We start from the raw sequence: 11,296 nt of genomic DNA, 5'->3' as shown, positions 1-11,296 counted from the left end.
CGGGGAGTTCACCGAACTCCCCGGCCTATTCGGGCTCGGGGCCGGGCTCGGGGCCGGGCCCGGGCTCGGGTTCCCGCTCCGGCTCGGGTTCCCGCTCCGGCTCGGGTTCCCGCTCCGGCTCCGGCTCCGGCTCCGGCACATAGCGCAGGACGCCCCACATCGCGTGTTCGGCGGGCACCTCGTCCGGGTCGGCGCTCACGCAGCCGGCGAGCTGGTCCTTGAGGGCGGGCGCGTCGATGCCCGCGCCGATCAGGACGAGTTCGGTGCGGCGCGGCTGCCCGGCGGTCCACGGTTCGGGGAAGAAGCGCAGGAACCGGCCCACCGCGTGCAGGCTGTAGCGGTTGCGGGGGTCGGCCGCGCCGAAGTCGACGAAGCCCTTGATGCGGTAGAGGCCGTCGGGGCGGGTGTCGAGGAAGGCCATCAGGGCGCGCGGGTCCAGGGGCACGTCCGAGGTGAAGGCCAGGGACTCGTAGCCGGTGTGCAAATGCGCCGGGTGCCCGTGGCAGCCGGCGTGGTGGTCGTGGTCCTCGGCGCAGCCGCCGGACGTCCCGTCGTCCAGGAGGTCGTCGAAGGCGAGCTGGCCGATCCGTTCGGTGACGGGTTTCGGGTCGAAGAAGAGCTCCGGGTCGACCCTGCCGTACGCGGCCTCGACCACCGCGGCGGGCGTGGTGAGCGAGGCCCGCAGCCGGGCCAGGTCCGCCGCGGCCGCCCGGTCCGCCTTGTTGAGCACCACCAGGTCGGCGATGGCCAGGTGCCGTTCGATCTCGGGGTGGCGCTGCCGCGTCGCGTCGTACTCCGCCGCGTCCACCACCTCCACCAGTCCCCCGTACACCACCCGCGGGTTCTCGCTGGCGAGCACCATCTTGACGAGTTCCTGCGGTTCGGCGAGGCCGCTCGCCTCGATGACGACGACGTCGAGCCGGGCGGCGGGCCGGGTCAGCCGGTCGAGGTAGACGTCGAGTTCGCTCGCGTCCACGGCGCAGCACAGACAGCCGTTGCCGAGCGAGACGGTGGAGTCGCCGAGCCGGCCCGCCACCGTCATGGCGTCGATCTCGATGGAGCCGAAGTCGTTGACGACCGCGCCGATCCGGGTGCCGCGCGAGGCCCGCAGCAGATGGTTGAGCAAGGTGGTCTTGCCCGAGCCGAGGAAGCCCGTGAGGACGATGACGGGGATCTGCTTGCTCGGGCTGCTCACCTGGGGCCTTTCTCAGACTGCGGGTACCGGCTGCGGCGGGGGCGGACCGACGTAGCGGGCCGCCGGGCGAATGATCTTCGAGTCCGCCGACTGCTCCAGGATATTGGCGCTCCAGCCGACCACCCGGGCCGCGCAGAAGGTGGGCGTGAACATCTGACGGGGAAGCCCGCACAGCTCCATGACCACGCCGGCGTAGAACTCCACGTTGGTGTGCAGTTCACGGCCGGGCTTCAGCTCGGCCAGGATCGCCTCGACCTGGCGCTCGACCTCCACGGCGAAGGAGACGAGCGGCCCGCCGAAGTCCTCCGCGATCTCCCGCAGCATGCGCGAACGCGGATCCTCGGTGCGGTAGACCGGGTGCCCGAAGCCCATGATCCGCTCGCCCGCCAGGACCCGTTCGCGGATCCAGCCGTCGATCCGGTCGGGGGTGCCGATGGCGTCGAGGGTGTCCAGGGCCCGGCTGGGGGCGCCGCCGTGCAGCGGCCCGGAGAGCGCGCCGACGGCGGCGACCAGGCTCGCGGCCAGGTCGGCGCCGGTGGAGGCGACGACGCGGGCGGTGAAGGTGGAGGCGTTGAAGCCGTGGTCGACGGTGGAGATCAGATACCGCTCGACGGCCCGGACGTGCTCGGGCGGCGCCTCGCGGCCGGTCAGCATGTAGAGGTAGTTCGCGGCGTACGGCAGGTCGTCGCGCGGCTCGACGGGGTCGAGCCCCTGGCCGAGCCGGTGGAGGGCGGTGAGCAGCGTGGGCACGGCGGCGCACGCGGCGAGCGCGTCCTCGGCGCGCCGCTCGGCGTCGAGGTCGTACACGGGGCGGAAGCCGCGGGCCGCGCCGAGCAGGGACAGCGCGGTGCGCAGTCCGGCGAGCGGGCCCGACGGGGCGCCGGTGCGGGCGATGCCGGGCAGGGCCTCGCGCACCCCGTCCGGCAGGTGACGCAGGGCCGCGGTGCGGGCGGCGAACGCGGCGCGCTCCGTCGGACCGGGCAACTTCCCGTGGAACATCAGATGCCAGACGTCCTCGAAGGTGCGGCTGCGGGCGAGCTCGACGGCCGAGTACTGGCGGTAGTGGTAGAAGCCCTCGCGGCCCCGGACGTCTCCGAGTGCGGTGTCCGTGACGACGACGCCCGCGAGCCCGCGGGGTACCGCGGCGGGGGCGGTGGTGGTGCCGGCCATGTGGCTGCCTCCTTCAGATCTCCCTATTGACTTGACTGTCTATGATTGACTCAACCGCTGTCAATGTTGATTGAATCAATATGAGTTCGCGACGGATACGGTGACCCCATGAGTGATCAGGCACGGCTCACCACCCGCGAGGCGGCCCAGCTGCTCGGCGTGAAGCCGGAGACGGTCTACGCCTATGTCAGCCGCGGCCAGCTGAGCAGTGAGCGCGCCCCGGGCGGGCGGGGCTCCACGTTCGACGCGCGCGAGGTCGAGGCGCTGGCCCGGCGCGCCGGCCGCCGCGAGCCCGGCACCGGCGGCGCGGCGGGCGAGCTGACGTTCCGTACCGCCCTCACCCTGATCGAGAAGGACCACTACTACTTCCGCGGGGTCGACGCGGTCGAACTCGCCACCGCCTACGGCTTCGAAGAGGTCGCGGAATGGCTGTGGACCGGGGAGCTGAGCCGGGGCGCCCGCTTCACCGCGCCGGAGCCCTTCCTGGACGCCGCGCGGCGCGCGGTCGGCGCCCTGCCCGCCCACAGCGGGGCCATGGACCGGCTGCGGGCCGCGGCCGTCGCGGTCTCGGCCGCCGACCCGCTGCGCTTCGACCTCGACCCGCAGGCGGTGCTCGGCTGCGGCCGCATGCTGATCCCGACCCTGGTCGGCGCGCTGCCCGCGGCCGGCACGAAGCACCGGGGCGCCGGGCGTACGGCCTGGCAGCTGTGGCAGCGCCTGACGCCGCAGCTGCCCGACGAGCGGTCGATTGCCTTGCTGGACACGGCACTCGCGCTGCTCGTCGACCACGACCTGGCGGCCTCGACGCTGGCGGCCCGGGTCGCGGCCTCGGCGCGCGCCCACCCCTACGCGGTGGTCTCTGCCGGGCTCGGCGCCCTGGAGGGGCCGCTGCACGGCGCGGCGAGCGGGCTCGCGCACCGCACGCTGACCGAGGTCGTCGAACGCGGCGGCGCCGCCCCGGTCGTCGCCGATCATCTGCGCTCGGGGCGGCGCGTGCCGGGCCTCGGACACCGGCTCTACGAGGGCGAGGACCCCCGCGCCCAGGCCCTGTTCGCGCTCCTGGACGCCGTTCCCCAGGCCTCGCGCGCGCTGGCGGCGGCGCGGGACGTCGTGCGGACGACGGCCCGCCACACCGAGCTGCACGCCAATGTCGATCTGGCGCTCGCGGTCATGAGCGTCACGTTCGGCATGCCCGCCGAGGCCGGCGAGACGGTGTTCGCGGTGGCCCGCACGGCCGGATGGATCGCACACGCCCTGGAGGAGTACGCCGAGCGTCCCCTGCGGATGCGTCCGAGCGGTCACTACACCGGCCCCCGGCCACCGCGCCCCCTGCCTTCCTGAGGCCGCCCGTCAGGGCGCGTACGCCTCGAACTCGCTGAACTGGGCGGCGGGCCAGCCCGTGTTGGCGGTGACGGTGAGCCTCAGGTACCGGGTACTGGTACCGGCGGGCAGGGCGATGGCGACCTGGTTGCCGGTGGCCGGGTCGAAGTTGTACCCGCGGCTCGCGACGAGCTGTCCGTACGCACCGCCGTCGGCGCTGCCGAGCACCGAGAGCGTCTGGGTGCGGGCGCCCCAGGCGGTGGCGGGCGGCAGCTTCAGGACCAGCCGCCCCACGGCCCGCACCGATCCGAGGTCCACCGTGATCGACTGCGGGAACGCGTTGTTGGCGCTCTCCCAGTAGCTGGTGGCGTCACCGTCCACGGCCTTGGCCGCGTCGTAGACCTGGGTGTGCGAGGTCTCGGTGACCGGGCGGCCCTTGGCGAGGTCGGGGTCGGCCGGGGGGCTGCTCGGCGGCGGGCTGCTCGGCGGCGGGCTGCTGGGCGGCGGGCTGCTCGGCGGCGAGCTGCTCGGCGGGGTCGTGCTGCCGCCGTGGTCGTAGTTGGGCTTCGGCCACTCGCCGCAGTAGGTGGCGGGCAGCTTGCCGTTCCAGCCGGAGTTGCCCGCGCCCTGGCTGAGCGCGAGGTTGCCGCCGAGGCAGCTGTAGACCGGCTCGGCGAAGCCCAGGTGCTTCGCGGTGACACCGGTCATGCTGAGCTGGGCCGGGTCGTTGAACTGCAGGGCGAAGGTGCCGGTGCCGTCGATGTTCACGTTGTTGAAGTTGACGCCCTTGGTGGTGCCGGACACGAAGTGGATCGCGGCGTAGGAGCTGTCCAGGATGTCGGTGTCGGTGACGTTGACCGTCGCCTTGTCCAGGGGGCTGTTGCGGGAGTCGAACCAGACCGCCCCGATCGGGAACGGCCAGCCGAGGTCGGCGTTGCCGGCCCGGAGGGTGGTGTTGCGGGCCAGGGTGACGGTGCCCCGCACATCGGTGCCGCTGCCCGGGTTGACGCCGTCGAAGCGGTTGCCGACGTGCAGGCCGCCGCCGTTGGTCACGGTGTCGGCGACCACGTTGTCGGTGGCCGCGTTGCCCGTCCCGCCGTACAGGGCGATGTTGTTGGCGAGGACGGGCGCCACCACGGTGTTGTTCCTGAACGTGTCGCCGGCGTCGGGCACGGTGTCCGACCACAGGGCGAGTCCGTCGTCACCGGTGTTGCGCAGGAAGGTGTTCTCGACCGAGGAATGGGTCACTCCCCAGTGGAAGTTGACGCCGTCCGCCGTCTGGTCGAGGATCCGGCTGTTCTTGATGTGGAAGTCGTCCATGGGGCCGTCCATCCATGCCCCGACCTTGGTGTGCTGGAGCCATATGTTGTCGACGGTGGAGTGGCTGAGCGCGCCGCCGATCCCGTTGACCTGGTCCTCGTCCACCCGCTCGGTGATCTCGCCGATCAGCGCGAAGTCCCGGAGCGTGACGTCGCGGCTCGGGCCGCCCGCCTCGTAGGGGCGGATGCCGCCCTTGTAGCCGCCCCCGCTCACGTACTTGCCGTAGATGCCGGCGGCCCGGGTGCGGTCGGTCGAGCTGCGGCCGGTGAGGACCGAGTACCAGGGGCCCGCGCCGCGCAGCGTCACCTGGTCCACCACCACGTGGTCGCTGAGCCTGAAGGTGCCCGAGGGGATGTAGACCTCCTTGCCCTGCGCCTTCCCGGCGTCGACCGCCTGCTGGAAGGCGGCGGTGGAGTCGCCCGCGCCGCTCGCGTCCGCGCCGAAGTCCGTCACCGTCAGCGATCCGGCGGGCCGGGGCACGGGGTCGGGGACGAGCTCGAAGTCGGCGAGGTCCACCACCGCCCAGGGCGTCGCGCCGGTGGAGGGCAGGGTGACGCGGACCTTGGCCCCCGCGGGCAGGGTCGTGCCCAGGAGGGTGCGGGTCTCGTCGTAGAAGTGGTGCGGCTTGTCGCCGGGCTGGTTCTGGAAGGGGTAACTCCCGTAGAACCAGCCGTACTTGGAGGTGAACGTGAGGTCCTTCAGCCTCGTTCCGCCGGAGCTGAGCTCGACCGGCGCGCTGATGCCGGTGCCGGCCGCGCTGTCGGGGATGCTGTAGCGGATGTCGACGGCGTTGGCCGGCTTGGTGAGGGTGAACTCGACGTACTGCCCCGCCCCGCTCAGCTTCACGGCGCTGCGGCCCGAGGCCTCGGACGGCAGGGTGGTGTAGGTGCGGTCGGGGCCGATGACCGTGCCGTTGGTGGCCGCGGCCTCCGCCTCCAGCTCGGTGAACGGCACGGTGGCGCCGCGTCCCGCCACCGCGAGCGGCGACAGTGGCGCCGGTACGGCCGCCGAGGCACGGGCCCCGCCGCCGATCCCGACCGCGCCGAGCGCCACGACACAGGCGAGGGCCGCGACCGCGGCGGCGGCCCGCCCCGCGGATCCGGCGCGCCCGAAGGGCCGGTGCGGTGGTGGGGGTGGGGGCTCCTGGGGTGCGGCACCGATCGCGGAACTGAACATGCGCATGACAGTCCTTCCGGAGTGGGGGTGGGAGCGGGGATGGGGCGGACGGCGGTCAGGCGCGGAGCCAGACCGCCGTGTCCTGGGGAAGCAGGCCGCCGTCCGTCGGGCCGCTCGCGAGGAGCAGCGCGCGGTGGCGCGGCAGGGGCACCGGCTCGGTGCCGAGGTTGACCAGACAGAGCAGACCGCCCTCGCGGGCGAAGGCGAGCACCTCGTCCGGGGCTTCGAGCCAGGTCAACGTGCCGTCGCCGAAGCCCTGTTGGGTGCGTCGAAGGAGCAGGGCGCGGCGGTAGAGGGACAGCATGGAGGACGGGTCGCCGCCCTGGCGGTCGGCGGCGTACCGGCCCCAGTCGGCGGGCTGCGGCAGCCAGGGGTCGGTCCACGGCTCGGCGGTCCAGGGCAGCGGCACGCGGCAGCCGTCCCGGCCGGGGTCCACCCCGCCGGAGCGGAAGTGCATCGGGTCCTGGATCCGGTCGAGGGGGATGTCGGCCTCGGGCAGGCCCAGTTCCTCGCCCTGGTAGAGGTAGACCGAGCCGGGCAGGGCGAGCGAGAGCAGGGCGGCGGCGCGGGCGCGGCGGGTGCCGAGCGCCAGGTCGGTGGGGGTGCCGAAGCGTTTGGCGGCGAAGTCGAAGCCGGTGTCCTCGCGGCCGTAGCGGGTGACCGTGCGGGTCACGTCGTGGTTGCACAGGACCCAGGTGGCGGGCGCGCCGACCGGGGCGTGCTCGGCGAGGGTGTCGTCGATGGCGGCGCGCAGCCGGGCCGCGTCCCAGGGGCAGGCGAGGAAGCTGAAGTTGAAGGCGGTGTGCAGTTCGTCGGGGCGCAGGTAACGGGCGAAGCGTTCGCTGTCGGGCAGCCACACCTCGCCCACGAACACCCCTCCGTACGCGTCGGCCACCCGGCGCCAGGAGCGGTAGATGTCGTGCAGCTCGTCGCGGTCGATGTAGGGGTGGGGGCCGGTCCCCTCGGCGACGTCGGGCAGTGCGGGGTCCTTGGCGAGCAGCGCCGCCGAGTCGATGCGGACGCCCGACACGCCCCGCTCGAACCAGAACCGCAGCACGTCCTCGTGTTCGCGGCGCACCGCGGGGTGGGCCCAGTTGAGGTCGGGCTGCTGGGGGGTGAACAGATGGAGGTACCACTCGCCGTCCTCGACCCGGGTCCAGGTCTCCCCCGCGAACTGCGACGGCCAGGCGTTGGGCGGCAGTTCGCCGTGCTCGCCGCGGCCGGGCCGGAAGTGGAAGAGCTCCCGTTCGGGGCTGCCGGGCCCGGCGGCCAGCGCCGCCCGGAACCAGGGGTGCTGGTCGGAGATGTGGTTGGGCACGATGTCGACGATGGTGCGGATGCCCAGGGCGCGGGCCTCGACGATCAGCTTCTCGGCCTCGGCCAGGGTGCCGAAGGCGGGGTCGATGGTGCGGTAGTCGGCCACGTCGTACCCGCCGTCGGCGAGCGGGGACAGGTACCAGGGCGTGAACCACAGGGCGTCGACGCCCAGTTCGGCGAGGTGGGGCAGCTTGGCCCGGACGCCCGCGAGATCGCCGGTGCCGTCGCCGTCACCGTCGGCGAAGCTGCGTACGTACACCTGGTAGATGGCTGCCGAGCGCCACCAGTCGTCGCTTTCGTGGGCTGCCACGGGAGGTCCTTTCGGGCAGGTGGGATCCCGCCGCCGGCCCCGTCGGTCAGCGGGGCGTGGTGGATGGGGCCGGCGGCGGAGTGCGGGAGGGGCGGGTGCGGGGCGCGTCAGCCCTTGAGGCCGCCCGCGGTCAGGCCGCTCATGATGTTGCGCTGGAACACGATGAAGATGAGGAGGGTGGGGACCGACGCCATGGCGAGGGCGGCCGTGAGCCAGTTCTCGGGCACGCCCTGGGCGAGCGAGTAGATCCCCACGTTCAGGGTCTGTTTGGTGGGGTCGGGCAGGGTCAGCATCGGCCAGAGGAAGTCCTTCCACACGCCGATCACCGCGAAGATGGAGACCACGCCGAGGATCGGCCGCGAGATGGGGAGCACCACCGAGCGCAGGGTCCGCAGCGGGGACGCGCCGTCGATGGAGGCGGCGTCCAGGAGTTCGCGCGGGATCGAGTCGAAGAACCGCTTGAGCAGGAAGATGTTGAAGGCGTTGGTGACGGACGGCAGCCAGATCGCCCAGGGCGTGTTCAGCAGGTTCCGCCGGAAGACGGGCACGTCGAGCACCGTCAGGTACTGCGGCACCACGAGCACGGCGGCCGGGATCATCAGGGTGGCCAGCATCATCGCGAGGATCGCCTTGCCGAACACCGGCCGCAGCTTGGACAGCGAGTAGGCGGCGGCGACGTCCAGGACGAGCTGGAAGGCGAGCGCCCCGAAGGCGTACCAGAGGGTGTTGAGCAGCAGGCGGGCGAAGTCCATCACGCGCCAGGCGCCGCTGAGGTTCTCGGTGTGCACGCCGTGCGGCACCAGGGTGGGCGGGATCCGGGTGAACTCCTCGGTGGACTTGAGCCCGTTGACGGCCATCCAGTACAGCGGCCCGATGAAGACGAGCGTGAACAGGACCATCACCAGGGTGAACACGGTCCAGTAGACGACCTTGCCCCGGGTGCGGCCGAGGGTGGCCGGTGAGATGAGCGTGCGGGTCGACATGGGTCCCCCTCCGTCCGTTCTAGTCGTCGCTGTCGCGGCTGAGCCGGACGTACATCGCCGAGAAGCCGGCGAGCAGCACCAGCAGGCACAGGCCCAGGGCCGCGGCGCCGCCGTAGTTGTTGAAGTTGAAGGCGTACTGGTAGATGAGGTAGACCACGGTCGTCGTGGAGCCCTCGGGACCGGCGCCGTTGGTGAGCAGGAAGGGCTCGGTGAACACCTGCATCGTGGCGATGATCTGCATCAGGAACATCAGCGAGAGCACGAGCCGGGTCTGCGGCACGGTGACGTGCCAGATCTTGCGCAGCAGCCCCGCGCCGTCGAGTTCGGCCGCCTCGTACAGCTCGCCCGGGATGCCCTGGAGCGCGGCGAGGTAGACGAGGGTGGCGCTGCCCATGTTCATCCAGGTCGCCGCGATCACCACCGAGAGCATCGCGGTGTCGGTCGACTGGAGCCACTGCTGCGCGGGCAGCCCGACCAGCTCGAAGATCCGGTTGAACAGGCCGTACCCGGGGTCGTAGAAGTACTTGAAGAGCAGCACCGAGGCGACCGGCGGCAGCATCACGGGAAGGTAGACCAGGAGCCTCAAGTAGCCCTGGCCGTGCCGGAATTCATTGAGCAGGACGGCGACCAGGAACGGCAGGACGAAGCCGAGGACCAGGGCGAGCCCGGTGAACAGCAGGGTGTTGCGCCAGGCCTGCCAGAACGCCGGGTCGTGGAAGACGTAGCTGAGGTTGGACCAGCCGGCCCAGGTGGTGCGGCCGTCCTTGGTCTTCTGGAAGGCGAGGACGAACTCCCTGACCATCGGGTACCAGGAGAAGAAGGCGAAGCAGAGCACGGCGCCGATGAGGAAGCCGTGCGCGGTGAGGTTGCGCCGCAGGGCCCGGGCGAATCCGCGCTGCCTGGGCAGCTCCGCGTCCCGGGGCGGCCGGGTCGCTTCCCGGGTGGGCAGGGTGGAGGCCGACATCGTCACTCCTGAATCAGGGGCGGGCGGCGGGCCGGAGGCGCGCTCCGGCCCGGGCCGCCGGGCGTGCTACTGGTTCGCCAGGACCTGGTCGACCTGCGTCTGCGCGGTCGAGAGCAGCTTGGCGATGTCGGCGTCCTTGTTGGTGAGCACCGCGGACATCGCGTTGTCGAGGACCTTGTAGACCTCCTGCGCCTTCGGCGGCTCGGCCTTGCCCGGGACCGGGTGGGCGAGATAGGGCGCGAAGTTGGCGACCGGCATCGTGGCGTTGTCGCTGCGGGACTTCAGGTCGGCGGCCTTGACGTCACCGGTGAAGAAGTTGGGCTGCGGCACACCGACGGGCAGCTGGTCGGCCTTGGTGCGGGCCCAGTCGAACTGGCCCTTGCCGGGGCTGAGGTTCTTGAAGTTCAGCCAGGCGACGGCGGCCTTGATCTTGTCGGGCGAGCTGCCCTGCTTGATCATGTAGCCGTTGCCGCCGGTGAGCGTGGCCTTGCCGCCGGGGATCGGGCCCATGCCGAAGTTCTCGTACTTGGCGCCCAGTTGCTGGACCATGTAGGCGATGTCGTCGGGGGCGGCGAGGAACATGCCGAGCTTGTCGGCGGTGATCTGCTTCTGGAGGTCGCCCCACTTCAGGAGCTGGGTCTGGCTCATGCTCCGGTCGCTCCAGCGCATGTCGTGCAGCTGCTGGAGGACCTGGGTGCCGGTGGCGTTGTTGAAGGCGGCCCTGCCGTCGGCGCCGACCACATCGCCGCCGAGGCTGTACATCGCGGCGGTGAAGTGCCAGCCGCCGGTGTTCTCGGCGCTGTACTCGCCGTAGCCGTAAACGCCGTTGCCGAGCGCGGCTATCGCCCGCGCGTCGGTGCGGACCTCGTCCCAGGTGGTGGGCGGCTTGTCGGGGTCGAGCCCGGCCTGCTGGAACAGCTTCCGGTTGATCATGATGCCCATCTGGTAATTGCTGGTGGGCAGGCCGTACATCTTGCCGTCCTTCTTGTACACCCCCATCACGGCCGGGTCGATGCTGTTGAGGGCGGGGACGGACGTGGGCGTGACGTAGGCCGAGATGTCGGCGGCGCCGTCGTTGTCCAGGACCTGCTGGAGGTCGGTGAAGTACGCGTAGAAGACGTCGGGTTGGGACTTCGCCTTCAGGGCCGCGGTGAAGCGCGGCGGCTCCTCGCACTGCCCGGGCGTCGACCTGCCGACGATGCGGACGTTCGGATACGTCTTGTTGAACGTGGCGACGTCCTGCTTCCACTCCCTGAGCTCGGCGGCCTTCGCGGCCGGCGGCATGCAGTCGATGGTGAGGTCCACCTTGGTCTTCGGGTCGAGCGGGGCGGCGGGGTCGCTCGACCCGGTGCCGGGCTTGCCGCCCCCGCCGCCCGAGTCGCTGCTGCTGGTTCCGCAGGCGGCGAGGGCGGTGAGGGCGAGGGCGCCGGCCAGGGCGCCGACGGCGGCGCGGCGGGCATGCGGTGCGGAGCTGGATCTGGTGCGTCTCATCGGAGGACCCCTTCGGGAGGAGCGTGGAAGAGCCTCGCCGACGGCAGCGG

Annotated in this window: 8 protein-coding genes; 1 reads left to right on the top strand and 7 read right to left on the bottom strand. The window is 72.0% G+C overall.

The genetic code is table 11. The annotated features are described in order from the left end of the window. Positions 1 to 25: 25 nt before the first annotated feature. Complete coding sequence (locus ACGF3I_RS10730) at positions 26 to 1,195, bottom strand: CobW family GTP-binding protein (RefSeq protein WP_393130305.1); 1,170 nt, start codon at positions 1,193 to 1,195, stop codon at positions 26 to 28. Between the two features lie 12 nt (positions 1,196 to 1,207). Continuing rightward, positions 1,208 to 2,365 (bottom strand): citrate synthase/methylcitrate synthase, encoded by a 1,158-nt coding sequence (locus ACGF3I_RS10725; protein WP_393130303.1) that lies wholly within the window; start codon positions 2,363 to 2,365, stop codon positions 1,208 to 1,210. Positions 2,366 to 2,473: 108 nt separating this feature from the next. On the opposite strand from ACGF3I_RS10725, the gene ACGF3I_RS10720 reads away from it, so the two are divergent. Then, positions 2,474 to 3,706 (top strand): citrate/2-methylcitrate synthase, encoded by a 1,233-nt coding sequence (locus tag ACGF3I_RS10720; protein WP_393130301.1) that lies wholly within the window; start codon positions 2,474 to 2,476, stop codon positions 3,704 to 3,706. 9 nt (positions 3,707 to 3,715) lie between these two features. Here the strand turns inward: ACGF3I_RS10720 and ACGF3I_RS10715 are convergent, their stop codons facing one another. The 5 genes from ACGF3I_RS10715 to ACGF3I_RS10695 form a co-directional block, all read right to left on the bottom strand. Beyond that, positions 3,716 to 6,181: a discoidin domain-containing protein gene (locus ACGF3I_RS10715; protein WP_393130300.1), complete on the bottom strand. Its 2,466-nt coding sequence runs from the start codon at positions 6,179 to 6,181 to the stop codon at positions 3,716 to 3,718. 55 nt (positions 6,182 to 6,236) lie between these two features. Further along, positions 6,237 to 7,808 (bottom strand): alpha-amylase family glycosyl hydrolase, encoded by a 1,572-nt coding sequence (locus ACGF3I_RS10710; RefSeq protein WP_393130298.1) that lies wholly within the window; start codon positions 7,806 to 7,808, stop codon positions 6,237 to 6,239. Positions 7,809 to 7,915: 107 nt separating this feature from the next. After that, the gene (locus ACGF3I_RS10705; RefSeq protein ID WP_393130296.1) at positions 7,916 to 8,791 is read right to left on the bottom strand and encodes a carbohydrate ABC transporter permease; all 876 of its coding nucleotides are present in this window, start codon (positions 8,789 to 8,791) and stop codon (positions 7,916 to 7,918) included. Between the two features lie 19 nt (positions 8,792 to 8,810). Continuing rightward, complete coding sequence (locus ACGF3I_RS10700) at positions 8,811 to 9,755, bottom strand: carbohydrate ABC transporter permease (protein ID WP_393130294.1); 945 nt, start codon at positions 9,753 to 9,755, stop codon at positions 8,811 to 8,813. A 66-nt stretch (positions 9,756 to 9,821) separates the two neighbouring features. Beyond that, positions 9,822 to 11,246 (bottom strand): extracellular solute-binding protein, encoded by a 1,425-nt coding sequence (locus tag ACGF3I_RS10695; protein ID WP_393130292.1) that lies wholly within the window; start codon positions 11,244 to 11,246, stop codon positions 9,822 to 9,824. Positions 11,247 to 11,296: the final 50 nt, after the last annotated feature.

It is taken from the genome of Streptomyces sp. NPDC048111 (assembly GCF_043202815.1).
GTDB lineage: Bacteria > Actinomycetota > Actinomycetes > Streptomycetales > Streptomycetaceae > Streptomyces.
Note: the sequence above shows the minus strand (reverse complement) of the source record. Positions and strands in the feature narration are given on the sequence as shown.

Coding starts and splice junctions, on each gene's coding strand:
- ACGF3I_RS10715 (WP_393130300.1), bottom strand. CDS start 6,181: ATGTTCAGTTCCGCGATCGGTGCCGCACCCCAGGAGCCCCCACCCCCA.
- ACGF3I_RS10700 (WP_393130294.1), bottom strand. CDS start 9,755: ATGTCGGCCTCCACCCTGCCCACCCGGGAAGCGACCCGGCCGCCCCGG.
- ACGF3I_RS10720 (WP_393130301.1), top strand. CDS start 2,474: ATGAGTGATCAGGCACGGCTCACCACCCGCGAGGCGGCCCAGCTGCTC.
- ACGF3I_RS10705 (WP_393130296.1), bottom strand. CDS start 8,791: ATGTCGACCCGCACGCTCATCTCACCGGCCACCCTCGGCCGCACCCGG.
- ACGF3I_RS10695 (WP_393130292.1), bottom strand. CDS start 11,246: ATGAGACGCACCAGATCCAGCTCCGCACCGCATGCCCGCCGCGCCGCC.
- ACGF3I_RS10725 (WP_393130303.1), bottom strand. CDS start 2,365: ATGGCCGGCACCACCACCGCCCCCGCCGCGGTACCCCGCGGGCTCGCG.